This window comes from Blastococcus aggregatus (genome assembly GCF_900221005.1).
In the GTDB taxonomy this organism is placed as follows: domain Bacteria; phylum Actinomycetota; class Actinomycetes; order Mycobacteriales; family Geodermatophilaceae; genus Blastococcus; species Blastococcus aggregatus.
In genome coordinates this window covers 459,134-483,245 of sequence record NZ_OBQI01000001.1, presented here as the reverse complement: position 1 = coordinate 483,245, position 24,112 = coordinate 459,134, and the positions used below count along the sequence as shown (strand labels likewise).

The following is a 24,112-nucleotide window of genomic DNA, read 5'->3' as shown; positions in this document are numbered from 1 at the left end:
GTCAGCCGAGAGCGTGTGCAAGCCAACGCCCGTGCGATCGTAGAGTTCGCGGGACTTGCCGCCTCGACGGAAACACCGAGTCGTCAGGAACTTCAGCAGGCACTGAACATGGTGCAGCGCTTTCCCATACCCGTACTGCCGGATGGCCCATCGCTGATATGGCCAGACACGCCGGGATTTGAGGAGCGGACGCTGCTGCGCCTGATGAACGAAGGGGTCCTTCCCGATGGCTGGCAGCTCCGTCCCGACCAGCAGACAGAGCTCGCCGTGGTCGTGCCGGAGAGCCTCAACGCCTTAACGCCTCTTGGCGACACGCGGGCGGCGGTCGATCTGCTCATCAGCGGCTTCTTCGTCGCCCGGCATCCGCGCTTCGGCGGTGGCAGCGTATCGGACGTGATCGGCTGTATCTGGTTGAGCCCCCGGCGATCATGGGACGTTCCGAATCTCGCTGCCGTGATCTTGCACGAGTACGTGCATAACGCACTCTTTCTTGAGGACATGGTCAGGTCGATCTTCTCGGAGTCCGTTCCGCGGATGGCCGAGGCCGACGGTTTGACTCAGAGTGCAATTCTCAAGGAGCGGCGCGGTTACGACAAGGCGTTCCACTCGGCGGCCGTCGCTTTGGAGTTGTATCGGTACAGGCATGAACTGCCGTTCACAGTGCCGGCCCTATCGCTTGACGCCGTGGCTGAGACTCTTCTTGAATGCCGGGAACGCGATCAGTTCTTGACGGGCAATGGCAAGGACGTGTTGGCAAATATGGAGGATCTGCTCGGAGCGCTGCAGGAGTCCTCGCGACCGATGGAGGCGACCCGATGACCGTCAGCGCTTACAGTCTGCTGGACGCCAACCGCGTGAAAGCCAGCATGGCATTACTCGCGGATGCGATGTCGATTGACACGGACCGGCCGTTGGGCGAGCGCTACGTCACGGCGCTCAGTCAGGTGCAGCCACCGCAGCGCACATACCTCGCTACGGAGCAGGTGGACCCGGCGGTCGCCGGAATCAGTGAGCGCGCGGATGACCTGGCCCTGCTGGCCCTGTTGAGCAAGGAGCACCGCTTCGAGTCGGACGCTGCGGGTATGTCGACGACTGAGCGGGACATCCGCACCGTCAAGGCGGCTCTCTCCCGGCTGAAGGGAGTCGCCGCACCGAGTTACGAGACCGTTCGTCTGTTGGTCGGCCGAGTCTTGGTGGCGGCCTCTCGGACCTCTGAGGGAGGGTCGGCAGGCGGCCTGCTGGGCACCATTTGGACTGCGCCGAAGTCCAACCAGCGCGTTGATTCCATCTGCGAGAACATTCTCCACGAGACGTTGCACCAGAGCCTGTTCCTCGAGGAGATGGTTCGAGGGGTCTTCGGGGTCGATGCCGAGCGACAGTCGCAACCAGACGCCCTCGTCACCAGTTCCATCCGCGCAGACCGCCGGCCGTACTACTTGGCCTTCCACTCCGCGGCCGTGTCAGCGGGGCTTCTCTACGCCCTGGGGGAGGGGGAGCTCGCCGACCAGGTCGATCGACTGCGGCCAGCTCTCGACGTCACCTTGCTCGAGCTGCGCGAGCGGGACTGGGTTCTCGACGACAACGGCAAGCGCCTGCTTGGAGAGCTGGAGTCAATCGCCTCGCCGCAGGCGGCGGTCGTTTGACGCCCCTGACGAAGCTAGTCGACTCGGTGTGGAAGGCGGATGCTGCGGGTGTCCGAGTCTGACGCCAGCGGCTTGGCGGCGGCGTCCTACATCAGGCAATGGTTCGACTCGGCCGAAGTGACGTCTGTCGGTGAGGGCGCAGAGTGTGTCACTGACCAGATTGCCTTCTTGCAGGACGCCGCCGCCGGCGGGGCCGCGCTTGAATTCGGAGCCGGACGTGGATGGCTGGCGTTGCAGCTGGCCGCAGCTGGAATCCCGACGCACGCGCTGGACCTGTCGCCGACCTGCACCGCCCACATCGATTCAGTCGCGGCTGCCGCCCGGCTGACCAACATTCGCGCCGTCACGGCGGACATGCGGACGTACAGGTCGGTGGATCGTTATGCGCTCGTCTACTGCAGCTTCAATACGCTGTTCCACCTCTTGACGCTCGAGGAACAGCAAGACTGCTTCACCAGTGCGGCAGCGAACCTGGGCGAGCAGGGCAGGTTCGTCGTGGACTGCAGCCGGGCTGGCCGTCCGAACCGTGAGGTGACGTTTTTCGCGGCGACTGAGGCGGCACTGACCGTGCAGGCGACCGGCTACGACGACAGGACCGGGATTACGACAGCCTACTTCGCCACGCTGGAAGACTCGGCTCCCGTGCGTCTGCGCCAGATCAGACTTCGCTACTCGTCCGCGGCGGAGTTGGACGATATGGCGCAGCAGGCCGGCCTCAGCTTGGCGGCCAGGTATGCCGACTATCGTCGTCGCCCGTGGAGTCCGACTGCGGACCGGCACATCTCGGTGTACGGCAACTAGGTCCGCCGTTCACAATCCGTCGATAAGCAACCTGCGGACGAAGTCCGAGGTCCGCGCGGCCAGGCTGGCTAACTCTGCGCAGCCTCAACCGTTCTATCCGCTTCCGAACCGTTTAGGCTGCGCTGCCGACCGCTCAGAGCGAGTGCGACCGCGCAGAGCGTTGCGGCGCCGCAGACGAAAACCGTCGTTGCACCGTTCAGGTCGATGAGTACCCCGGCGAGCGTCGAGCCCAGGGCGACTCCACCGTTATTTCCGGTGCTGATCCAAGTCGTGGCTTCGGTGCGGTGGTGAGACGGCGACAGTTGGTCGCTGCCCAGAAAGGCCACGATCAGAGCCGGGCTGCTGGCGATGCCGATGACGGCCAAGGCTCCAGCGAGCCAGAAGGCCGAGGGAGCGACGGCGGCCAGCGCACTTCCGGCCGCTAGCACAACCGCCAGCGCTTGCAGTTGAACGGAGCGGCGGCGCCGGTGCTGGCTTCGGCCCCACAGGAGACCGCCGACGGCACTGGACACTGACAGGACAGCGAGCAGGACGCCGGCGAGCTGTGGTCGGCCGAATTCGCTTATGCGCGCCGCTACGGCGACGGTCAGCGGGCCGGTACCGAAACCGATCGCCGCGGTCACGGCAATCAACATCAGTAGGCCGGGTATGCGAAGGACAGACTGGCGTGCCCGCGGGCGCCGGGTCGCGGTGGCCGCGTGGAGGCGTCTAACAACGGGGGCGGTCGCCAAGCCAAGCGTAGCCCCGAGATTCAGGAGCGCAGTTGCGATAATGCTGGTTGATGCTCCGGTCACGGCGATAACCCCGGTCACAGCCAGGGGGCCGAGCGCGTAGGCCAGCTCCTCGACGAGTCCATCCAACGCGTAGGCGCGTTGCCGCTGATCGGGCTGACCGATCAGTTCCGCCCAAACGGCGCGCATAGAGGGGCCCAATGGAGGGGCTGCCAGCCCGGCGATGGCGGCTAGGACCACAAAGGTCCAGCCGCGGGTCGACGGTTGTTCGGCGGCAAGCGCTAAGAGGATAAGTGCCGTAGCCAGGACTACCGACAGTGCGGGCAAGACCCGAGGCTGTCCGAATCGGTCCACCAGTCGGCTCTTGGCCGGCATGGTCAGCGTCGTGATGGCGAACACGCCAAGCGCTGCGCCAGCCGTTGAATAGCTGCTTGCCCCAGCCACCGTTAGCAGTAGCGCCAAACTGAGCATCCCGTAGGAAAGTCGGCCCAGCGCCGTCGCGACGAATGGTCTTCTTACTTGCGGCGACTGTAAGAGTCGCCGGTAACCGAACTCTGGAACCGATTTTCTCATCTCACGCGTCCTTCGTAGCCCGCAAGTCGGGCTGGCGAGGTCCGAAGCTGGGCGGCGGAGGTCGCACAGGGGCGGGGAATGTGCTCTCCGTCAGGTATGTGGATCCAGCCGCAGGCCCTCTGGGATGTGCCGCCTGTGGCCCACATGTCACCCCCCATACTGCTGACGGCTGCGCGCGCGACTAGAAGCGACGAGTTCGCCCCCGTGGGAGGAATGTCTAGGAAGCTAGCGCGCCCACGATACGGACCGCAAGGTTCCGGATGCCCTCGGTATCAGAAGCGGCGGGTGAGGCGAGAACTTGACGCTTCTGCCACCAGCGCTGCCAGCACGCCAGCGAGCGCTTCGGGTGCTCGGCGCCCGAGAGGACGTGCACATGGGTCTGCGCTATCCAGACTGTCCGAAGGGTCCAGTGAGACGGCTGCAGTGGGGGCGCTGGCGGCCGTAGGGCTTGAGTTCAGATCGGACGTCATCGCCCGGACGCTATCGGGCGGGGAGAGGCAGTGCGTCACCATCGTCCGCACACTGGCTCGACCGGCCCAGCCGGCTGGCCGACGAGCCGACCGGCAACCTTGGTGAAGGGCGCTCAGTGTCCCGCGCTGGGTTTAGTGGAGGCTGTGAACTGACTTGTGTCGGGGCGGGGGTTGCGGCGGTAGTGGTTGTCCTCGTGCTCGGCGGGTGGGACGAGCCCGATATCACCGTGCAGCCGTATGTGGTTGAACCAGTCGATGTACTCGGCGACTGTGATCTTGAGGTCCGTCGATGTTCCAACCATTCAACGATCATTGGCCCTCAGGTCAAATCCAACTTCGGCTTCTCGTGCATCGACTCAGGTCGGCTTACCCTGCCGCATCAGAGGATCCCCCCAGGAGACGGCATCAGAGGATCCCCCCAGGAGACGGCATCAGAGAATCCCCCCAGGAGACGGCATCAGAGAATCCCCCCAGGAGACGGCACGCATGCTACCTTCGGGAGGTAGGTCGGGCCCCGCTTCGCGGGGCCCATCGCCGTTTCTAGGGGTGACCTGTTGGTCATTATTGGGTGGCGTTGGAAATGCACGGCGGAATGAAGGTGTACGTCGGCGACCCGGCCGCCGCCCGTGCCTATGTGGAGGCCGACCGGGGGCGGGCCGATGACTACTACCTGGCCGAGGGGACAGGGTTCGCCCGCCGCTTCACCGCCACCGATGCCCGCGTGGCCGACCTGGTCCCGCTGACCGGCGATGGATACGAGACCTGGGTCGCCGGCCGTGACCCGGACACCGGCCAGCCGCGGGGGCGGCTGCGCGACGACGACCGGGCGGTGCGGTTCGTCGAGGTGGTGGTCAACGGCCCGAAGACCTGGTCGCTGGCCGCCGCGCTGCATCCGGACATCGCCGCCGCGTACGAGGCGGCGCAGGACCGGGCGGCCGGGCAGATCATCGGCTGGCTTTCGCAGCACGCCACCACCAGGGTCGGCCCGCGCGGCGGGCAGGTGCAGGTGCCGCTGGAGGTGCTTGAGGCGGCGACGGTGCGGCACTACACCTCCCGCGCCAACGATCCGCACTGGCATCTGCACCTGCAGATCCTGTCCCGAGTGTTCGCCGCCGGGAAATGGCGAGGCCTGCACACCGTCGGGGTCCGGGACTCGCTCGGGGCGATCAATGGCATCGGGCATGCGGCGATGGCGTGTGACCCGGAATTGAACGCCGCCTTCGCCGCGCACGGCTACACGAAGGACGCTACTGGAGAAATACAGGAGCTCGCCGACTATGCCGGCCCGTTCAGCGCACGGCATGCGCAGATCGCCCGGAATGTGGACCGCTACGAAGCCGAATGGACCGCCACGCACCCCGGCGAACGCCCCGGCCCGGCGCTGCGGCGCGCGTGGGACGCCCGCGCCTGGGCCGACGGCCGCCCGGACAAGGTGACCCCGCAGCCGGGGACGAACGTGGCGGAACGCTGGCGGACGAGGGTGTACGACCTGGGCTACCGCGACCCGGCCGGCCCCGTGGACCTGACGCCCACCCCGGTCGGTGCCCTCGACCGAGACCAGCTGGTGCAGCGCACGCTGGCCCGGCTCGCGGCCGGCCGGTCGGCGTGGAACGCCGCCGACGTCCGCGGCGAGGTCGAGCGGCTGATCGCCGCCGCGGGCGTCGTCGCCGGGGCGGCAATGCGTTTCGAGCTGGCCGAGGACCTCACCGCCCGCGCGATGGACCGCTGCCTGCCGCTGCTGGACCGCGACGGGGTGCCCGAGCACCTCCGGGCCTGGACGTCGCAGCTGGTGCTCGAGGTCGAGGCCGACCTGACCGCCCGGCTCGCCGCCCGCGCCGCGACCGGCGGACCGGACGCGGGCCTGACACTGCCGGTCGGCCTCCCGGGCGGCGGCGCGAGGCTGGATGCCGGCCAGTCAGCGGCGGTCGCCGCGCTGTCCGGCGACCGGCCGCTGGCCGTGGTGGAGGGTGCGGCCGGCGCGGGCAAGACCACCACCCTGGCCGCCACCCGGGCCCTGCTCCACGACCAGGGCCGCGGGATGGTGGTGGTCACCCCGACGCTGAAGGCCGCCAAGGTCGCCGCCGCGGAGGTGGGCGCGGCGGCCGGGTCGGCGGCGTCCCTCGCCTACCAGCACGGCTGGCGGTGGAACGCCGACGGCGCCTGGACCCGGCTCGCGACCGGCGACACCGATCCGGTCACCGGCCGGGTCTACGCCGGCCCGACGGAGGCGGGGGCGCGGCTGCGTCCGGGGGATCTGCTGGTCGTCGACGAGGCCGGGATGCTGGACCAGGACACCGCCCGCGCCCTGCTCACCGTCGCCGACGAATGCCAGGTGCGGGTGGCGCTGCTCGGCGACCGGCACCAACTGGCCGCGGTCGGCCGCGGCGGCGTCCTGGACCTTGCCGCCGACGCAGTCGACCCGGCGGCACACCTGACACTCGAGGCGGTGCATCGCTTCACCCGCAGCGACGCCGGCCTGGTGCTGCCCGACACCGAGTACGCGGACCTGACCCTGGCCATGCGCACCGGCGCCGACCCCGCCGCGGTCTTCGACGCGCTGCTGGCGCGCGGGCAGATCCGGCTGCACCCGGATGCGACCGCGCTGCAGGATGCGATCGCGGCGGCCGCCGCCGGCCACCACCGCCGCGGCGAGTCCGTGGCGGTGGTGGTGAACACGCGCGAGCAGGCCGCCGACCTCAACGCCGCCATCCGCGACCGGCTGGCCGCCGACGGCCGCGTCGACGACCAGCGCGTCGCCATCACCGGGGCCGGGCAGCGGATCGGCGTCGGGGACCGGATCGCCACCCGCCGCAACGACCGCGACCTGGGCGTGGCCAACCGCGACATCTGGACCGTCACCGCCGTCGGCCGAAGCGGCGCGCTGCTTGTCACCCCCGCCGGCCCTGCCAGCGGGGACGTTCCCGGCGGTGTCACCCCGGACCCGCAAGGGACGCGGGTGCTGCCCGCCGACTACGTCACCGCGCACGTGGATCTGGCTTACGCGAGCACCGCGCACGGGGTGCAGGGGGAGACGGTCACTGCCACGCACCTGGTGGTTGGGGAGCGCACCGGGGCGGCGTCGGCGTACGTGGGGATGACCCGCGGCCGGACCGCCAACACCGCCCACCTGGTCGCCGCCAACGTGGACGAGGCTCGTGAGCAGTGGGTCGCTGTCTTCGCCCGTGACCGCGCCGACCTCGGCCCCTCCCACGCTGCTGAACAGGCCGCCGCCGAGGCCGCCCGCTACGCCGCACCTCGTCCCCTGGAGCACGTCGTGGCGGACCTGCATCGGGCGTGGACCGTCGAGCAGAACTGCCTGGACCGGCTGGCCTTCTGGCAGCCGCAGCGCGACCAGCTGCGAGAGGTAGTCGCGCTCGAAGCTCCCCACGCCGGCGAACTCGCGAGGTTGGGGGCCGCCCGGGAGCGGGCGGCGATCGCCGCCCAGCAGGCCCACCAGCGGGCCCAGGCCAGCGCGGCCGCGGTCGCCACCGAGGCCGACCGGATCCGCGACAGACTGCTGGGCTCCTGGGACGGCGAACGCGGGGCCGCCCGCGCGGCGGCGAAGGTCGTGCTCGACGGGCCCGGCCGGCTCGGGCTGCGCCGGGGCGCGGTCGCCCGCGCCGGCGAGCAGCTCGCCGACTGGGCCGACCGATGGCGCGCCCACGTTTCCTCCCTGCCCAGCGATGCGAAGGAGCTTGCGCGCCTGGCCGGCTGGTTCGATGACCGACCAGCGCTGTGGGCGGCACTCGACACCTCCGCTCAGCGCGCCGCCGAAGCCGCCCACCCCGAGCACGGCGCCCAGGGCGCCGCCGCCGACGCCGCACGGCAGCAGCACGAGCAGGCCCGGTCCGCGCTGGCCGAGGCCCACGGCCAACGCGACCAGCGACTCCGAGGATTGGAACCAGCCGCCTGGACCCCCGAGCTCGAGGCGCGGCTCGCCGAGCTGGACCGAGACATCGCCGCCACCCGGCAGGAGCTCACCGACGCCCGGGCACGCATCGCCACCCTCCGGGCCGAACACCTCGCCATCCCCGCCGCCGAACCGGCCCAGGCGCAGCCTGCCGAGCGGCTCGCCCATGAGCACGACGCGTGGCGTGCCCGCCGACGGAACGCCGAGCGGACTGCCCGCCGAGCAGGCGACGTTCGGAGAACCCCGAACGAGTGGCCCGTCCATGTGCCACCGCCACCGCCACCGTCGAGCCTCGGACCACGTCCGGGTGCCGGACCGCGTATGGGACGGTGAGCCCCCCGCAGCCCGTCTACCGACGGGCACATTGCCAGCGAGTACCTGCGCCCATGGCCTTTGGGGGAGACGTCGCGACCGTCACGGAGAGTGCGGATGTGCCCGCCTCAAGACGCTCTGCGACACGCCCGAGCGCGTGGACGTCAGGCAACACTCAGTCCACAAGAATTTCATTTGAGGCCGTCGACCACCAACATCAGCCAACGGCGAAAGCGCAGGTCAACGAGGGTTTTCAGTCATGCTCAAGATCGCTCAATCACGCAGGGAACGTTCCGCTTCAACGTCTGACACGTCGAGTCCACGCAGTCTGTCGCTCACGAGCGGTAGCCGGTCCCCAGGATCCCTCCGGGCACGGGCACCTCACCGTCCGTGGCGCCCGGAACGGGCAGGATGACCGCGTGCCTGATGACCACCTCGATCGCCTGACGTACGCCGCGCAGAACTGGTTGCTCTTCGAGGACACGGCACCCGCGGATGACGAGGTGCTCCTGCGCGAGCGGATCGAGCGGATGAAGGCCATGAGTCCGCAACAACGCCGGACGATGTGGCGCTTGTACGACCAGACGTGGATCGGCACCTGGGACGCGCTCGAGATGGTGGCGAAAGACCTCGGGCAGGATCCCGAGTCGGCCGAGGCCTAGAGGTAGTCCGACAACCGCACGAAGCGGAAGCCGTCCGCGGTGAGCCGCGGCAGGGCGGCAGCGACGCCGGCGGCGGTGCCGCCGGTGGGCTGGTTCAGGTGGCCGATGACGATCGAGCCGGGCGAGACCGACTGCAGCGCGGCGGTCACCTGACGGGCCGAGGATGTCGCACCCGCGTCGCCGTTGACGTCGAAGTTGACCACCGTCTCACCCAGCTCACCGGCGATCCGGACCGCGACGTCGTCGTAGTGCGCCGTCCCGGACCGGAAGAACCGCGGGGCCGCACCGGTCAGCTCGGTCAGCGTCCGCCGGTTGCCGTCCACCTCGTCGAACACCTCCCCGGCACCCGTGGTCCCGGCGATCCCGTAGGCCGCGGCGCCGGTCACCGACAGGGGCAGGTGCACCGTGCCGTGGTTGGCCAGCTCGAACAGCGGGTCGGCGGCGAGCTCCGCGGCCAGGTCGGGGTGCGCGCCGATCCACCGCTGGTTCAGGAAGAGCGTGGCGGGCGTCCCGGTCGCCCGCAGCGTCTCGATCAGCGCGGCGTCGTAGCCGCTGCCGCGCGCACCGCCGCACGCGTCGAAGGTCAGCGCCACGACCCGCTCCGACGTCGGCAGCCGGTTCACCACCCCGGGCACGTCGAGCCCGAACGCCGTCGGCGTCATCCCCGCGTACCGGGCGACGACGTCGGCGCGCGTCGGCACGGCGGGTGGGCTCGGCGGCGGCGCGCTCGTCGTCGGCGTGGCAACCGGGCCGGGGCTCGTCGGAGGCGCCGCCCGAAGCGCGTTGCGCGGCTCCGCCGGCGACGCGCAGGCCGCGGCGAGACCGGCGGCGGCCAGCAGCAGGAACGCCCGGCGCCCGGACGAGCTGGGGTGGGACACGGTCGCGCTCGTTCCCGGGGACCGTCGACGCGGTGGAGCCGGCGCTCCGACGACCGACCGCCCAGCGGCACGCCCCCGTGCCCCGCCCGGCGGGCACCGCGAGGGTGCCGTGGCCAGGGAGTATGCCGAACGGCGCCGGCCGGCGCCCGGCCGACGAGCCGGGCGCCGGGTCAGACGCGGCCGCGCAGGATCCGCCGGAAGTAGACCTGCGGCAGCACGTAGCGGTCGAAGAACCAGGCGGACCGACGCGGCACGAACGGATCCAGCAGCGGCACCGACGGGCTGGGCCGTCCGTCGCGGTCCACCTCGTCGAGCATCAGCCTCCGGCGGCTGACGGTGATCGGCATGACCGTGTAGCCGTCGTACCGCTGCAGCTCCTTCCCGCGGGCGACCGCGGCCAGGTTCGCGCTCAGCACGGCCACCTGCTTGCGCAGCGCCCCGCCCGAGGGGCGCGTGGCGACGTCGGCGGCGTCGCCGATCGCCCAGATCGAGTCGTGCCGCCGGGAGCGCAGGGTGAACGGATCGACGTCCACCTGGCTCGACGACGGCGCGGCCAGCCCGGCGTCGGCGATCCAGCCCGGTGCCCGGTAGTGCGGCACGGCGTGCGCGAAGGCGACGTCGTCCAGCACCCGGCGCCCGGCGCGCGTGCCGAGGGTGAGCGTGTGCGCGTCGGGGTCCACCCGCTCGATCCGCGCCTCGCGGAGCACCTCGACGCCGTAGTCCGCGAACGCCCGCTCCAGCACCTCGTCGGCCCGCGGCACGCCGGTCGCGGTGGGCCCGGGCAGGACGAGGCGGACGTCGAGGTCGCCCAGCACGCCGGCCCGCCGCCAGGCGTCGCAGGCCATGAGGAGCGGCTTCAGCGCGGTCGGCCCGCACGACGCCGGCTCCGGCGGCACGGTGAAGACGACCGACCCGCCGCGCAGTGACGACAGCCGCGGCCACACCGTCGGGGTGCTGCCGGGGACGTAGGACGACGCGGCCCACCCGTCGGCGTAGGCCGCCTGCAGGCCCGGGGTCGCGTCCCAGTCCTCCTCCAGGCCGGGGCACAGGACCAGCGTCGCGCAGGACAGCGTCCGGCCCGACCGCGTCCGCACGGTCAGGGCCTCGGCGTCCACGGACTCGACGCTGTCGCGGATCCAGGTGCACCCCTCGGGCACGACGTCGGCCATGGGGCGCTCGAGGTCGGCCATCGTGGCCTCGCCGCCGGCCACGTAGTTGAGCAGCGGCTTGTACCGGTGCACCGGCTGGGCGGCCACGATCGCCACCCCCTCGGCGCCGTCGCGCAGCAGTCGCGCGGCCAGGGAGATGCCGGCATTGCCGGCGCCCACGATCAGTACCTCGACACGGTCCACGGGACGAGCCTGCCCACCCCGGGCCGATCCCGCGCGGCGGGACCGGCGCGTCAGGGCTGCAGGACCGCCGCGCCCACCTCGGGGGCGATCCGCCGGGCGTACTCCGCGGTCAGGTGCAGGCCGTCGCCGTACACCGGGGTGTTCCCCACGAACGTCGGGCACCGGCTGTCGACGCAGAACCAGGCCTCGGGGTCCACCGACCGCGCGCCGGTCAGGGCGGCCACCTCGCGCTCGCTCTCGACCTGGGTGGCGAAGGTGTCGGCGGGAGCGCCGAGGCAGTCGTCGGGCCCGTTGAGGCTGGTCGGGCACGTCTGCAGGCTCTCCGACCCGGGCGGGGCGCCCAGGATGACCACCCGCGCACCGGAGGCCTGCACCCGACGGACCACGTCGGTGAGCCCCTGCTGGTACACCTCTCGCCGGTCCGAGCCCTCGTCGAGCTGGGCCCGCCAGGAGTGGCTGAGCACCACCACGGTCGGCGGGTTCTCCAGCAGGTGCTCGATCGCCCACTCCCGGTGCTCCACGCACTGGACGAAGGGCTCGCCCTGGAAGAGGGTCCGCTCGGCGATGTTGGGGCAGAGGCCGAACGTCAGGCTCTGCACCGCCCACCCGGACGGGACGAGCGCCTCGCGCAGGGCGGGGATCCAGGCGGCGGCGAAGGAGTCACCGAGGACGGCGACCGACTGGGAGGCGTCGGCATCGCCCCACCGGCACGTGTCGACGTTCTTCTCCGAGATGTGCAGGCACCCCTCGTCCCACTGCTTCGTGAGGTAGCCGGGCAGCTCGTCGAGGCTCGGGTCGAGGTCCTCGGGCCACTCCGTCGCGAACGTGGCGGCCTGGATGTCCCGCTGGAGTGCGGTCGGCGGCGGCATCCCGTCGGCGACGGCCGCGGCGTCCGCTGCGGCGGCGGCGCGGGTCGCCTCGAGCTGGGCGTCCCCGTCGCCGTCCTGCGGCAGCACGACCACCGCGACGACGGTCGCCGTCGCGACCACTGCCGCGGCCAGCCCGACCAGCCCCGCCCGGCGGAAGACCGGCCGCGCACGGGCGCCGTCGAACGGCCGGCCCGGCAGCAGCCAGTTGGAGTGCAGCACCGGCTGCTCGATGCAGTAGTAGGACACCGTGGCCAGCGCCAGCGAGACGCCGACGGCCGCCGCGTAGTACTCCGGTGAGTCGGCCGCCAGGAGCACGCCGGCGACGATCAGCACCGGCCAGTGCCACAGGTACAGCGAGTAGGAGATCGCCCCGACGAAGCCGGCGGGTGCGCTGCCGAGCAGCCAGCGGCCACCTGGACCACCCGGGGTGGCGCCCCAGGCGAGCAGCGCGGCCGTGCCGAGCACGGGGACGGCCGCGGCGGTGCCGGGGAACGGCGTCCGGTCGTCGACGACGAACGCCGCCGCGAGGACGACGGCGAGCCCGCCCCACGCCAGTGCCGCGCGCAGCGGCGCCGGCAGCCGGTGCAGCTGGGTCGCCGACACCGCGACGAGGGCACCCACCCCCAGCTCCCAGGCGCGGGTGAAGGTGGAGAAGTAGGCCGTCGTCGGAGACGCGCTGGTCGCGTGCACCGACCAGGCGAAGGACGCCGCCGTCACCGCGCCGAGCAGGCCCCACAGCACCACGCGGCGGCGGCGCGTGCCGATCAGCGGGACGGCGAAGGCGAGCAGGATGAGCGCCGGCCAGACCAGGTAGAACTGCTCCTCGACGGCCAGTGACCAGAAGTGCTGCACCATCGAGGGCGCCGCGGTCAGCTCGAAGTAGTCGGTCCCCTGGACGGCGAAGTTGATGTTCGCGCTGAAGAGGGCGGCCCAGATGACGTCGGTGACCGTCTCCTGGAAGCGCCCGTCGAGGAAGACGGCGTACGCGGCCGCCGTGGTGGCCGCCAGCGTGACGAGCGCCGCGGGCAGCAGGCGGCGGGCCCGCCGGGCGTAGAAGCCGCGGAAGGAGATCCCGCCGGTCCGGGTCCGCTCGCGCACCAGCAGACCGGTGATCAGGAAGCCCGAGATCACGAAGAAGACGTCGACGCCGATGAAGCCGCCGGCGGGCCACCCGGTGACGTGCGCGGCGACGACGAGGCCGACGGCCACCGCCCGCAGCCCCTGGATGTCGGGCCGGTGGTGGCCCTTCCCGGCCGGCTCGGCCCCGTCGGCGGCTCGTGGCTCCGAGCGACGGGAATCGGCCAGGGTGGTCGCGCCCACCATCGACGTCCTCCTGTGTCAGTGCTCGCTGCGTGCCGCAGCGCAGCACCTGCGTCGGCTCCTCCGTTATCGGCGGATCGACGCGCCCTTCGTCCCGGGGGCGTCAGTCTGCCTCGCGCCGGGCCTGCCTGGACAGGGGGCCGCGTCCCCCGGCGGGGGCGGTCGGCTCAGGTTCCGCAGAAGGTGCGGAACGTGGCGCCGAAGTCCTGGGGCGCGGGCTCGGCGTACCGCTCGTGGTCGGGACGCTCGTCGAAGGGCGAGCCCAGGACCTCGAGGAGCTCCTCGAGCAGCGTCAGGTCCCCGGCGGTCGCGGCGTCGAGCGCCTCCTCGACGAGGTGGTTGCGCGGGATGTACACGGGGTTCACCCGGTCCATCGCCGCGCCGTCCGGGACGAGTGCCCGCCAGCGCTCCAGCCAGCCGTCGATCCCGGCCAGGTCGAGGAACAGCAGCCGCACGGGCTCGGCGTCCCCGCGCGCCGCGTCGGCGAGCCGGCGGAAGAACGACGTCCAGTCGACGTGCCCGGCCCGCAGCAGGCCGAGCAGGTCGTCGACCAGGCCGGCCACCGCGTCGTCGTCCGCGTCCGCGGGCAGCCCCAGCTTCGCCCGCATCCCCTCGGCGAACGCGGCGTCGTACCGCGGCCGGAAGGTCTTCAGGGTCTCGACCGCCAGTGCGATCGCCTGCTCGGCGTCGTCGGCGATCAGGGGGAGCAGCGCCTCGGCCAGCCGGGCCAGGTTCCACTCGGCCGCCAGCGGCTGGTTGCCGTAGCGGTACCGGCCGCCCTCGTCGATCGAGCTGTAGACGGTGTCCGGGTCGTAGGCCTCCATGAACGCGCAGGGGCCGTAGTCGATCGTCTCCCCGGAGATCGTCATGTTGTCGGTGTTCATCACGCCGTGCACGAATCCGACCAGCATCCAGCGGGCCACCAGCGACGCCTGCACCCCGACCACCGCGTCGAACAGGGCGAGGTAGCGGTTCCCGGCATCCGCGGCTCCGCCATCGCCCACCACGACCCCGTGCCGCTCGATGGCGACGTCGGCCAGCCGGCGGAGCAGGTCGACGTCGTCGGTGGCGCGGGCGTACTGGAAGCTCCCGACCCGCAGGTGGCTGCTCGCCACCCGCGCCAGGACGGCGCCGGGCAGCAGGGTCTCGCGCCGGACGCTGCGCCCGGTGGCGACGACGGCGAGCGCGCGGGTGGTCGGGATGCCGAGGGCGTGCATCGCCTCGCTGATGACGTACTCGCGCAGCATCGGCCCGACGGCGGCCAGCCCGTCGCCCCCGCGGGCGAACGGCGTGCGCCCGGAGCCCTTGAGGTGCAGGTCGCGCAGGGTGCCGTCGGCGCCGACCAGCTCGCCCAGCAGCAGGGCCCGCCCGTCGCCGAGCCGCGGTGAGTAGCCGCCGAACTGGTGCCCCGAGTAGGCCTGGGCGACCGGCCGGGCGCCCTCGGGGACCGCCGTGCCGACGAGCAGGCGCAGCCCCTCGGGGGCGCGCAGGACGGCGGGATCGAGACCGAGTTCGGCGGCCAGCGGCTCGTTGAGCGCGAGCAGCCGCGGCTCGGGCGCCTCCTCGGCCTGCCAGGGCACGGCCATCTCCGGCAGGCTGCTGGCGAAGCGGTCGTCGAGGCGGAGGGCCTGGGCCGGGAGGACACTCACCTCACTGACGGTACGTCCGTGCAGGGCGTCGTGTCGGGCATCGAGCGCCCGGCGACCCTGAGCCGAGGATGGGGGACGGATCCGGGGATCACCGGATGGTCCGCGGGCCCGGCGGTCGGCAGGCTCGTCCCATGACCGATGCAGCCTTCTCCGGCCCCGCCGACCAGCCGACCGCACCGCCCCGGCTCCGCCCCGAGGCCCGGCGCAGCGGGACCGACCGGATGGCCGGCGGCGTCTGCGGCGGCCTGGCCGACTACAGCGGCGTGGACGCCGTCCTCTGGCGGGTGGGGTTCGTGGCCCTGACGCTGATCGGCGGCAGCGGCGTCCTGCTCTACCTCCTGCTCTGGGTGCTCCTGCCGCCGCCGGCGCCCGCCGCCGACGGGGCGCTCAGCCCGCTCGAGCGGCTGGCCCAGCGGCTCCACGCCGCCGTCAACGGTTCCCGCGCGACACCGCCGCCCGCGTAGTCGGCGATCCGGGCGCACTCCTCGCAGCGGGTGGCGCCCGGGCTGGCAGCCCAGTCGTGGCCGGCGGCCGCGGCGACCAGCTGTCCGCAGACCGAGGACTCCAGCCCGTCGACGGCGGGCCGGGCCACGGCGTGCACGACGTCGGACCCGGAGGCCACGGCGCCCCGCGGGTCGTGACCGGTCCACACCACGGGCGTGCCGGTCACGAAGAGGCTGGCTGTCATGCCACGAGGATGTCCATCCGAGATGTCGATCGGATGACGGCGGACGGAACATCCCGGGACGAGTGGCCCTGCGGGAAGCCTCAGGGGGACGTCGCGGTTGCCCAGGACAACCGACGTGAAAGGCACCTCCCCATGCGCATCCCGCTGTCCATCCTCGACCTGGCGCCGATCAACCGCGGGGAGACCGCGACCACCAGCATCGCCGCCAGCGTCGCCCTCGCCCAGCGCGCGGAGGAGCACGGCTACGAGCGGGTCTGGTACGCCGAGCACCACAACATGCCGCGGATCGCGTCCTCGGCCACCAGCGTGCTCATCTCGCACGTCGGGGCGCACACCCGCACGATCCGGCTGGGTGCCGGCGGGGTCATGCTGCCCAACCACTCGCCGCTCACCATCGCCGAGCAGTTCGGCACCCTCGAGGCGATGTACCCCGGCCGCATCGACCTGGGCCTGGGCCGCGCCCCCGGCAGCGACCAGAACACGATGTACGCGCTGCGCCGCACCCCGGACTCCGCGGACCGCTTCCCGCAGGACGTGCTCGAGCTGCAGGGCTACCTGAACGGCGAGACCCGGGTGGCCGGCGTCGACGCGATCCCCGGCAAGGGCTCGCGCGTGCCGCTCTACGTCCTCGGCTCGTCGATGTTCGGCGCCACCCTCGCCGCCGCGCTCGGCCTGCCCTACGCCTTCGCCTCGCACTTCGCGCCGCAGATGCTCCAGCCGGCGGTCGAGGCCTACCGCCGCGAGTTCAAGCCCTCCGAGCAGCTCGACCGCCCCTACGTCATCGCCGGCATGAACGTCGTCGCCGCCGACACCGAGGACGCCGCCCGCGAGCAGCTGCAGGCCGTCAAGCGGAACCTCGCCATCGGCCTGTTCGGCCGCGGCCAGTCGCTCACCGACGAGCAGGCCGACCAGCTGCTGGCCCAGGGCGCCGGGCACCACGTGAACGGGATGCTCACGCACACCGCCGTCGGCGGCCCCGGTCAGCTCGCCGAGTACGTCGAGGGCTTCCAGAAGCTGGCCGACGCGGACGAGCTGATCATCGCCCACCAGTCCTCGACGGTGGAGGGCCGGCTGCGCTCGGTCGAGCTCCTGGCGCAGGCCATGGAGCCGGTCCGCGCCTGAGCCCCGCGCTCAGTCGTCGTCGTCGCAGATCCGGAGGACCAGCCGGCCGTCCTCGAGCTCGGCCTCGAAGTCGAGCTCGTCGTCGCCCTGCCGGAACTCGACGTCGGCCTCGCTGTTCTCGCTGTGCACCGAGGTGCTCCAGCCGTTGGACGACGAGACGTTCAGCCGCAGCGCCCCGTCCTCCATGCGCAGCGTGATCTCCCCGGCGTCGGCGACGACGTACCGGCCGTCGGCCGACTCCGCCACCGGCTCGCAGCTCCCGGGCTGCGGGCGCGGCACCTGCCCGGGGCTCGCGGCCCCCGGGGAGCCCGAGGCGTCGGGGGAGTCCGACGCGCTGGGCGGGGCGGAACTCGGCGAGCTCTCCTCGGAGGTCGGGGAGGACGACGTGCTCGCGGCCGCGCTCTCCGGTTCGTCGTCCCCGCCGCACGCCACCAGGACGGACAGCGCGAGGACCGGCAGCAGGGCCGCGGGCGACAGGCGCATGGGGACTCCCTACCGCCTCGGGGCCCACGGCGCCAGGGGTTCGGTGTTTGTCCGACCCGCCCGTGCGGGCAGGCCGACGGGGTGACCTACTCGATCGTCGCCCGGGATCCCGAGACAGGGGAGATGGGCATCGCCACCCAGTCCCAGGCCTTCGCCGTCGGCAACAGCGTGCCCTTCGCCCTGCCCGGCCACGGGGTCATCGCCACCCAGTCGATGGCCGAGCCCATGTACGGCTCGGTCGGGCTCGACCTGCTGCAGGGCGGCTTCACCGCGCAGGAGGTGCTCACCGCCCTCAGCAGCGTCGACCCCCAGCCCGAGCGGCGGCAGCTGGCGATCCTCGGCGTGAACGGCGACCTCGCCGCCTACACCGGCGCGCAGTGCGTGGACGCCGCCGGCCACCTCGTCGGGGACACCTGCGTCGCGCTGGCCAACATGGCCGCCTCCCCGCAGGTGTGGGAGTCGATGGTCGAGCGGTTCGAGAGCTCCGGCGGTCCGCTCGCGCAGCGGCTGCTCACCTCCCTGCAGGCGGGGGAGGAGGCCGGCGGTGACTTCCGGGGACGGCGGTCCGCCGCGATCGTGGTCATCCGCGCCACCACCACCGGCCGCCCCTGGCACGACACCGTGGTCGACCTGCGGGTCGACGACGCCGCCGACCCGATCACCGCGCTGCACGACCTGGCGGTCACCCGCGCCCGCTACCAGGACGTCGTCCGCGCCTTCCAGCTCGCCATCGACGGCGACCCGGTCACCGCCGACCGGGAGCTGGAGCTGCTGCGCCCGATGGACCCGGTCACCGAGCCCGACCAGCTCATGTGGCGGGCGGTGGTCGCGGCACTGGCCGGCCGGGAGGACGCCGCCCGGGAGATGCTCGCGGAGCTCGCCGCGAGCGCGCCCCAGTTCCTGGAGGCCGCCCGGCGGTTCGGCAAGGCCGGCCTGATGCCCGCCGACGTCATCGCGCGGATCGTGCCGGCGCGGAGCTGACCCGGGTCACGGCGCCGGGAACGGGTGCTCGGCGAGCAGTCGCCGGGAGGCCCGGCTGGCCCACGCCTCGGTGACCAGCTCGGTCAGGCCCCGGTCGTCCAGCCGGTCCAGGCGGCACAGCACGGCGGGACGGCCGTCGAAGTGCGAGGTCGTGAAGTAGCGCTCGGGCTCCTCCGCGATCAGCGCCGCCTTCGCCCCCTCGTCCGGTACGGAGGCGACCAGCACCGGCCCGGCCGGGGCGGCGTCCCCGAGCTCGGCCAGGTCGACCCGGTGCAGCGGCCGTTCCCGGACGAACGTCTTCCCCCGGACCAGCCACCGGCGCCGTCCCGACGCCGAGACGGCCTCCGTCGTCGCGGGCAGCGCCAGGCACGCCCGGGCGACGTCGTCCAGGGTCAGCACGGCCCGAACCGTAATCCTGTGCCGGGAGCGACGTCCCCCCGTCGGGGGAGCCGGGACCGGGATGTGGGGCACGAGTGCTCCAGATCACGGCGCCGGGAGCCGATGAGCGGTCATGCGAGCAGGGGCAGCGGAGGTCCTCGAGGACCTGTCCGGCGAGGTGCACGACGACGAGCGGTCGCTGCGCGTCGTCCGCCTGCTCGCCCTGTCCCTGGTGGGCATGTGGGTGGTCGCGCTGGCCGCGGTCGCGTTCGGCGCCGACGCCGTCGGTGAACTGCTGGGCGCCCAGGGCAAGCTGTTCTTCCTCGCCGGCTGCGTGCTCGTCCTCGTCGTCCGCGGCGCCGGGACGCGGGCCGACCGGGCCTCCTGGTGGTGCTTCGCCGCCGCCGTCTTCTGCTACCTGAGCGGGGCCAGCCTCTACGAGTTCCACTACCGCGGTCTGGACGTCGTGCCGCGGCCGGCGTGGTCCGACGTCGCGTACCTCGGCTTCTTCCCCCTGGCCTTCCTCGCCTTCCTGCTGCTGCTCCGGGGCCGCGTCGGCAGGCTCACCGCCGGCATGTGGCTCGACGTCCTCGTGACCGGCTGCACCGCGGCCGCCGTCGCGGCCGCCGCGGGCATCGGTGCGCAGCTGCAGTCCGCGGACGGCGGCGCGCTCGTCGTCGCGACCGCGATGCTGTACCCGATCGGCGACCTGCTGCTGCTCAGCCTGATCGCCGGCGGCCTGGTGCTGATCGGCCGGGGCGCCGGGCCGGGGTGGTGGTGGGTGACCGCCGCGCTGACCATCTTCGTCGTCACCGACACCGTCTACGCCTACCAGCTGGCCCACGGCAGCTACACCGTCGGCGGGCCGCTGGACATCGCGTGGGGGCTGGCCTTCGTCTGCTGCGGCATGGCCGCCACCCAGCGCACCCCGCGCCGTGCCGCCGGGCGGGCCGACGGGAGCAGCGTCCTGCTCATCCCGGGCATCTGCGCGCTGACCGCACTGGCGCTGCTGTTCGTCGGCTACCTGGCCACCGGCGACCCCGTGGCCGGCGCCTTCGCGCTGCTGGCCGTCCTCGCCGCCCTGGCGCGCACCGTGCTGACCATCCGCGACGTGCGGGCGCTGGCCGACAGCCGCCGGCAGGCGCGCACGGACGAGCTGACCGGGCTGCCCAACCGGCGCTCGGTGTTCGAGGCGCTGACCGCCGTCGACGACCGGCTGGCCATCGGCTCCCGCACCGCCGTCCTCGTGCTGGACCTGGACCGGTTCAAGGAGATCAACGACTCGCTCGGCCACGCCGTGGGCGATGCGCTGCTGGCCCAGGTGGGCCCGCGGCTGCGCGACGAGCTGCGCACCGGGGACGTCCTGGCGCGGCTCGGCGGGGACGAGTTCGTCGTCCTCGCCCACGAGCTGGACGCGGGTGAGGCGACGGCCCTCGGCGAGCGCCTGCGCAGCCGGCTGCAGCGCCCGTTCACCTACGGCGGCATGGGCCTGAGCATCGACGCCAGCGTCGGCGTGGCGATCGGGCCGGGCGACTCCCGCAGCGCCGCCGAGCTGCTCCAGCTGGCCGATCTGGCCATGTACTCGGCCAAGGCCACCCGCTCCGGGGTGACGGTGTACGACGAGGCGCGCGACGGGCACGGCCGCCACCGGCTCGAGGACGTCGCCCAGCTGCGCCGCGCCCTCGAGCAGGACGAGCTGGTGCTGCACTACCAGCCCAAGCTGGCGCTCCCGACCGGCGCCGTCGACGGGGTGGAGGCGCTCGTCCGCTGGCAGCACCCCACCCGCGGCCTGCTGTACCCGGACGCGTTCATCGAACTCGCCGAGTCCGCGGGCCTCATGGCGCTGCTGACCAGCCGGGTCGTCGACATGGCGCTGGCCCCCGCTGCCGCGCCTGGGCCGACCGCGGCCGCCGGCTCACCATGGCCGTCAACGTCAGCCCGTCCAACCTCGTCGACGAGGCCTTCCCGGACCAGGTGCGGGCCCTGCTGTCCCGCTACGACCTGCCGGCGGAGTCCCTCGTCCTGGAGGTGACCGAGAGCCTGCTCATGGAGGACCGGGAGCGCGCCGTGCGCGTGCTCGGTCGGCTGCGCGAGGACGGCGTCGGCGTCGCCATCGACGACTACGGGACCGGCTACTCGAGCCTGGCCTACCTCGCGTCCCTGCCGGTGACCGAGGTGAAGCTGGATCGCACCTTCGTCGGCGCGATGACCGGCAGCCCGCGGGCCGAGTCGATCGTCACCTCGACCCTGCAGCTGGCGCACGCGCTCGGGCTGGTGCTGGTGGCCGAGGGCGCCGAGGACCAGGAGACCGTCGACGCGCTGACTGCGCTGGGCTGCGACGTCGTGCAGGGCTACCACCTGAGCCGGCCGCTCGCGCCCGAGGTGCTGTGGGAGTGGCTGGAGGACCGGGCGGCCGTGCCGTCGTCATCCTCCGGATGAGACCTCGGCGCCCCTGACCCCGGCGCCGGACACGAGAGAGGCCCCCTTCGATTCCTCGGAGGGGGCCTCTCTCGGTGCTCGTGTCGCTCAGCTCTTGGGGCGGGCCCCCGCGCGCAGGGCGCCGAGCAGGTCGTGGTTCAGCCGGGAGATGGTCTCCATCGAGATGCCCTTGGGGCACGCGGCCGAGCACTCGCCGATGTTGGTGCAGCCACCGAAGCCCTCGCGGTCCTGCTGGGCGACCATGTTGACCACGCGGTCGTCACGCTCGGGCTGTCCCTGGGGGAGCAGGCCGAGGTGGGTGACCTTGGCGGCGGTGAACAGCATCGACGAGGCGTTCGGGCAGGCCGCCACGCAGGCGCCGCAGCCGATGCAGGTCGCGGCGTCGAACGCGTTGTCGGCGTCCTTCTTCGGCACCGGGGTGGCGTGCGCCTCGGGCGCGGTGCCGGTCGGGACGCTGATGTAGCCGCCGGCCTGGATGATCCGGTCGAACGCGCGCCGGTCGACGGCGAGGTCCTTGACCACCGGGAACGCCGACGCGCGCCACGGCTCGACGTCGATCGTGTCCCCGTCCTTGAACGAGCGCATGTGCAGCTGGCAGGTGGTGGTCTGCTGCGGGCCGTGCGCCATCCCGTTGATCATGACGCCGCACATGCCGCAGATGCCCTCGCGGCAGTCGTGGTCGAACGCGACCGGGTCATCGCCCTGCAGGATCAGCTGCTCGTTGAGCACGTCGAGCATCTCGAGGAACGACATGTCGGGGGAGATGTCGGTGACCTTGTAGGTCACCATCTTCCCCTTGACCGTCGGACCCTGCTGGCGCCAGATGCGCAGCGTGAGGTTCATGCCGCGCTTCTCCGGCGCGCCGGCGGCGCCGGACCGGGGGCCGTCCTGGGTGAGGGTCACTTGTAGCTCCGCTGGGCGAGGTGGACGTACTCGTATTCGAGGGCTTCGCGGTGGAGCACGGGGGGCTGGCCCTCGGGCGTCCACTCCCAGGCGGCGACGTAGGCGTAGTTCTCGTCGTCGCGCAGCGCCTCGCCCTCGGGGGTCTGGCTCTCGGCGCGGAAGTGGCCGCCGCAGCTCTCACGGCGGTGCAGGGCGTCGATGCACATGAGCTCGGCGAGCTCGATGAAGTCGGCGACCCGGCCGGCCATCTCCAGCGTCTGGTTGAACGAGTGCCAGTCGCCGGAGACCTTGACGTTGGTCCAGAACTCCTTGCGGATCTCCGGGATCCGGTCGAGGGCCTTGCGCAGGCCCTCCTCGGTCCGCTCCATGCCGCAGAGATCCCACATCAGCTTGCCGATCTCGCGGTGGAAGGACGCCGGGGTGCGGGTGCCGTTGATGCTGAGCAGCTTCTGCACCTCACCCTGCACGTTCTGCAGCGCCTCGACGGCGGCCGGGTGGCTCTCGTCGACCTTCTCGAACGGGCCGTCGGCGAGGTAGCTCGAGATCGTCGAGGGGAGCACGAAGTACCCGTCGGCGAGACCCTGCATGAGCGCGCTGGCCCCCAGCCGGTTGGCGCCCTGGTCGGAGAAGTTCGCCTCGCCGATCACGAACATGCCGGGGATCGAGGACTGCAGGTCGTAGTCCACCCACAGCCCGCCCATCGTGTAGTGCACGGCCGGGTAGACCCGCATCGGCGTCTCGTAGGGGTTCTCGCCGGTGATCTGGGCGTACATGTCGAAGAGGTTGCCGTACTTGGCCTCGATCGCCGGGCGCCCCAGCCTCTTCATGGCGTCGGCGAAGTCCAGGTAGACGCCCAGCCCGCCCGGGCCCACGCCCCGACCCTCGTCGCAGACGTTCTTGGCCTGCCGGGAGGCGATGTCGCGGGGGACCAGGTTGCCGAACGCCGGGTAGATCCGCTCGAGGTAGTAGTCGCGCTCGGCCTCGGGGATGTCCCGGGCGTCGCGGGTGTCGCCGCGCTCCTTGGGCACCCAGACGCGGCCGTCGTTGCGCAGCGACTCCGACATCAGGGTCAGCTTCGACTGGTAGTCGCCCTTGACCGGGATGCAGGTCGGGTGGATCTGGGTGTAGCAGGGGTTGCCGAAGTAGGCGCCCCGCTTGTGCGCCCGCCAGATCGCCGTGGTGTTCGAGCCCATGGCGTTGGTCGACAGGTAGAAGACGTTGCTGTAGCCGCCGGTGGCGAGGACGACCGCGTCGGCGAAGTGGCTGGTGATCTCGCCGGTGACGAGGTCGCGGGCGACGATGCCGCGGGCGCGGCCGTCGACGACGATCAGGTCGAGCATCTCGGTACGGGCGTTCTGCTCGACGGTGCCGGCCGCGATCTGCCGCTCCAGGGCCTGGTAGGCGCCGTAGAGCAGCTGCTGGCCCGTCTGGCCGCGGGCGTAGAAGGTGCGCGACACCTGGGCGCCACCGAAGGACCGGTTGTCCAGCAGACCGCCGTACTCGCGGGCGAACGGCACGCCCTGGGCGACCGCCTGGTCGATGATGTTGACGCTCACCTCGGCCAGCCGGTACGAGTTGCTCTCGCGCGAGCGGAAGTCGCCGCCCTTGACCGTGTCGTAGAACAGCCGGTGCACGCTGTCGCCGTCGTTCCGGTAGTTCTTGGCGGCGTTGATCCCGCCCTGCGCCGCGACGCTGTGCGCGCGGCGCGGGCTGTCCTGGTACCAGAACGACTTGACGTTGTAGCCGGCCTCGCCGAGCGTCGCGGCGGCGGCGCCACCGGCCAGGCCGGTGCCGACGACGATGATCGTCATCTTGCGGCGGTTGGCCGGGTTGACCAGGCGGCCGCGGAACTTGCGCTCGCTCCAGCGCTCGGGGATCGCGACGTCCGTGGGCGCCTTGGTGTCGGCGATCGGGTCGCCTTCGGTGAAGAGTTCGAGAGGCATTCCGG

The 24,112-nt window shown here is 72.2% G+C and carries 20 protein-coding genes; 10 read left to right on the top strand and 10 right to left on the bottom strand.

The window, feature by feature from the left end; translation table 11 throughout:
* The first annotated feature begins 15 nt into the window (after window positions 1-15).
* Genes CRP29_RS02445 through CRP29_RS02435 form a run of 3 tightly spaced genes read left to right on the top strand, consistent with a single transcriptional unit; the run spans window position 16 to window position 2,444 of the window.
* Window positions 16-819 carry an aKG-HExxH-type peptide beta-hydroxylase gene (locus tag CRP29_RS02445; RefSeq protein WP_141437028.1) on the top strand — a complete coding sequence of 268 codons (804 nt, stop codon included), beginning with the start codon at window positions 16-18 and terminating at the stop codon, window positions 817-819.
* Window positions 816-1,643, top strand: a complete 828-nt coding sequence (locus tag CRP29_RS02440) for a hypothetical protein (RefSeq protein ID WP_097193452.1) — start codon at window positions 816-818, stop codon at window positions 1,641-1,643. The genes CRP29_RS02445 and CRP29_RS02440 overlap by 4 nt, the downstream gene beginning before the upstream one ends.
* 48 nt (window positions 1,644-1,691) lie before the next feature.
* Entirely contained in the window at window positions 1,692-2,444 is a 753-nt protein-coding gene (locus tag CRP29_RS02435) for a class I SAM-dependent methyltransferase (RefSeq protein WP_176522797.1), read from the top strand.
* Window positions 2,445-2,512: 68 nt separating this feature from the next.
* Here the strand turns inward: CRP29_RS02435 and CRP29_RS02430 are convergent, their stop codons facing one another.
* Complete coding sequence (locus CRP29_RS02430) at window positions 2,513-3,748, bottom strand: MFS transporter (protein WP_097193450.1); 1,236 nt, start codon at window positions 3,746-3,748, stop codon at window positions 2,513-2,515.
* A gap of 583 nt (window positions 3,749-4,331) precedes the next feature.
* A complete protein-coding gene (locus CRP29_RS23745; protein ID WP_141437027.1) occupies window positions 4,332-4,520 on the bottom strand; it encodes an IS3 family transposase in 189 nt (62 codons plus the stop codon).
* A 290-nt stretch (window positions 4,521-4,810) separates the two neighbouring features.
* Here CRP29_RS23745 and mobF point away from each other — a divergent pair, with 290 nt between their 5' ends.
* Both mobF and CRP29_RS02420 read left to right on the top strand, forming a co-directional pair.
* Window positions 4,811-8,461 (top strand): MobF family relaxase, encoded by a 3,651-nt coding sequence (gene mobF, locus CRP29_RS02425; protein ID WP_097193449.1) that lies wholly within the window; start codon window positions 4,811-4,813, stop codon window positions 8,459-8,461.
* A 398-nt stretch (window positions 8,462-8,859) separates the two neighbouring features.
* Window positions 8,860-9,102: a hypothetical protein gene (locus CRP29_RS02420; protein ID WP_097193448.1), complete on the top strand. Its 243-nt coding sequence runs from the start codon at window positions 8,860-8,862 to the stop codon at window positions 9,100-9,102.
* Here the strand turns inward: CRP29_RS02420 and CRP29_RS02415 are convergent.
* The 4 genes from CRP29_RS02415 to CRP29_RS02400 form a co-directional block, all read right to left on the bottom strand.
* Complete coding sequence (locus CRP29_RS02415) at window positions 9,099-9,980, bottom strand: polysaccharide deacetylase family protein (RefSeq protein ID WP_097193447.1); 882 nt, start codon at window positions 9,978-9,980, stop codon at window positions 9,099-9,101. The genes CRP29_RS02420 and CRP29_RS02415 overlap by 4 nt on opposite strands.
* 170 nt (window positions 9,981-10,150) lie before the next feature.
* The gene (locus CRP29_RS02410) at window positions 10,151-11,332 is read right to left on the bottom strand and encodes an NAD(P)/FAD-dependent oxidoreductase (RefSeq protein ID WP_097193446.1); all 1,182 of its coding nucleotides are present in this window, start codon (window positions 11,330-11,332) and stop codon (window positions 10,151-10,153) included.
* A gap of 50 nt (window positions 11,333-11,382) precedes the next feature.
* Window positions 11,383-13,524, bottom strand: coding sequence for an acyltransferase family protein (locus CRP29_RS02405; protein ID WP_097193445.1), 2,142 nt, complete (start codon window positions 13,522-13,524; stop codon window positions 11,383-11,385).
* A 164-nt stretch (window positions 13,525-13,688) separates the two neighbouring features.
* Window positions 13,689-15,170 carry a protein adenylyltransferase SelO gene (locus CRP29_RS02400; protein ID WP_097193444.1) on the bottom strand — a complete coding sequence of 494 codons (1,482 nt, stop codon included), beginning with the start codon at window positions 15,168-15,170 and terminating at the stop codon, window positions 13,689-13,691.
* A 131-nt stretch (window positions 15,171-15,301) separates the two neighbouring features.
* On the opposite strand from CRP29_RS02400, the gene CRP29_RS02395 reads away from it, so the two are divergent.
* Both CRP29_RS02395 and CRP29_RS02390 read left to right on the top strand, forming a co-directional pair.
* Window positions 15,302-15,634, top strand: coding sequence for a PspC domain-containing protein (locus CRP29_RS02395; RefSeq protein ID WP_097193443.1), 333 nt, complete (start codon window positions 15,302-15,304; stop codon window positions 15,632-15,634).
* 356 nt (window positions 15,635-15,990) lie between these two features.
* The gene (locus CRP29_RS02390; RefSeq protein WP_097193442.1) at window positions 15,991-16,980 is read left to right on the top strand and encodes an LLM class flavin-dependent oxidoreductase; all 990 of its coding nucleotides are present in this window, start codon (window positions 15,991-15,993) and stop codon (window positions 16,978-16,980) included.
* A gap of 9 nt (window positions 16,981-16,989) precedes the next feature.
* On the opposite strand, the gene CRP29_RS02385 is transcribed toward CRP29_RS02390, so the two are convergent.
* On the bottom strand, window positions 16,990-17,463 hold the full coding sequence (locus CRP29_RS02385; RefSeq protein ID WP_097193441.1) for a hypothetical protein: 474 nt from the start codon (window positions 17,461-17,463) through the stop codon (window positions 16,990-16,992).
* Between the two features lie 81 nt (window positions 17,464-17,544).
* Between CRP29_RS02385 and CRP29_RS02380 the strand changes: the two genes are divergently transcribed.
* Window positions 17,545-18,444: a DUF1028 domain-containing protein gene (locus tag CRP29_RS02380; protein WP_097193440.1), complete on the top strand. Its 900-nt coding sequence runs from the start codon at window positions 17,545-17,547 to the stop codon at window positions 18,442-18,444.
* A gap of 6 nt (window positions 18,445-18,450) precedes the next feature.
* Here CRP29_RS02380 and CRP29_RS02375 read toward each other — a convergent pair whose 3' ends face one another.
* Window positions 18,451-18,843 (bottom strand): MmcQ/YjbR family DNA-binding protein, encoded by a 393-nt coding sequence (locus tag CRP29_RS02375; RefSeq protein WP_097193439.1) that lies wholly within the window; start codon window positions 18,841-18,843, stop codon window positions 18,451-18,453.
* A 112-nt stretch (window positions 18,844-18,955) separates the two neighbouring features.
* Here CRP29_RS02375 and CRP29_RS23500 point away from each other — a divergent pair, with 112 nt between their 5' ends.
* Both CRP29_RS23500 and CRP29_RS23495 read left to right on the top strand, forming a co-directional pair.
* Window positions 18,956-20,854 (top strand): diguanylate cyclase domain-containing protein, encoded by a 1,899-nt coding sequence (locus tag CRP29_RS23500; protein WP_097193438.1) that lies wholly within the window; start codon window positions 18,956-18,958, stop codon window positions 20,852-20,854.
* Window positions 20,743-21,261, top strand: coding sequence for an EAL domain-containing protein (locus tag CRP29_RS23495; RefSeq protein ID WP_097193437.1), 519 nt, complete (start codon window positions 20,743-20,745; stop codon window positions 21,259-21,261). The genes CRP29_RS23500 and CRP29_RS23495 overlap by 112 nt, the downstream gene beginning before the upstream one ends.
* An 87-nt stretch (window positions 21,262-21,348) precedes the next feature.
* Here the strand turns inward: CRP29_RS23495 and CRP29_RS02360 are convergent, their stop codons facing one another.
* Both CRP29_RS02360 and CRP29_RS02355 read right to left on the bottom strand, forming a co-directional pair.
* Window positions 21,349-22,164 carry a succinate dehydrogenase/fumarate reductase iron-sulfur subunit gene (locus CRP29_RS02360; protein ID WP_245852330.1) on the bottom strand — a complete coding sequence of 272 codons (816 nt, stop codon included), beginning with the start codon at window positions 22,162-22,164 and terminating at the stop codon, window positions 21,349-21,351.
* On the bottom strand, window positions 22,161-24,107 hold the full coding sequence (locus CRP29_RS02355; RefSeq protein WP_097193436.1) for a fumarate reductase/succinate dehydrogenase flavoprotein subunit: 1,947 nt from the start codon (window positions 24,105-24,107) through the stop codon (window positions 22,161-22,163). The genes CRP29_RS02360 and CRP29_RS02355 overlap by 4 nt, the downstream gene beginning before the upstream one ends.
* Between the last annotated feature and the right edge of the window lie 5 nt (window positions 24,108-24,112).

Coding starts and splice junctions, on each gene's coding strand:
- CRP29_RS02405 (WP_097193445.1), bottom strand. CDS start 13,524: ATGGTGGGCGCGACCACCCTGGCCGATTCCCGTCGCTCGGAGCCACGA.
- CRP29_RS02355 (WP_097193436.1), bottom strand. CDS start 24,107: ATGCCTCTCGAACTCTTCACCGAAGGCGACCCGATCGCCGACACCAAG.
- CRP29_RS23745 (WP_141437027.1), bottom strand. CDS start 4,520: ATGGTTGGAACATCGACGGACCTCAAGATCACAGTCGCCGAGTACATC.
- CRP29_RS02395 (WP_097193443.1), top strand. CDS start 15,302: ATGACCGATGCAGCCTTCTCCGGCCCCGCCGACCAGCCGACCGCACCG.
- CRP29_RS23500 (WP_097193438.1), top strand. CDS start 18,956: ATGCGAGCAGGGGCAGCGGAGGTCCTCGAGGACCTGTCCGGCGAGGTG.
- CRP29_RS02385 (WP_097193441.1), bottom strand. CDS start 17,463: ATGCGCCTGTCGCCCGCGGCCCTGCTGCCGGTCCTCGCGCTGTCCGTC.
- CRP29_RS02390 (WP_097193442.1), top strand. CDS start 15,991: ATGCGCATCCCGCTGTCCATCCTCGACCTGGCGCCGATCAACCGCGGG.
- mobF (WP_097193449.1), top strand. CDS start 4,811: ATGAAGGTGTACGTCGGCGACCCGGCCGCCGCCCGTGCCTATGTGGAG.
- CRP29_RS23495 (WP_097193437.1), top strand. CDS start 20,743: ATGGCCGTCAACGTCAGCCCGTCCAACCTCGTCGACGAGGCCTTCCCG.
- CRP29_RS02430 (WP_097193450.1), bottom strand. CDS start 3,748: ATGAGAAAATCGGTTCCAGAGTTCGGTTACCGGCGACTCTTACAGTCG.
- CRP29_RS02440 (WP_097193452.1), top strand. CDS start 816: ATGACCGTCAGCGCTTACAGTCTGCTGGACGCCAACCGCGTGAAAGCC.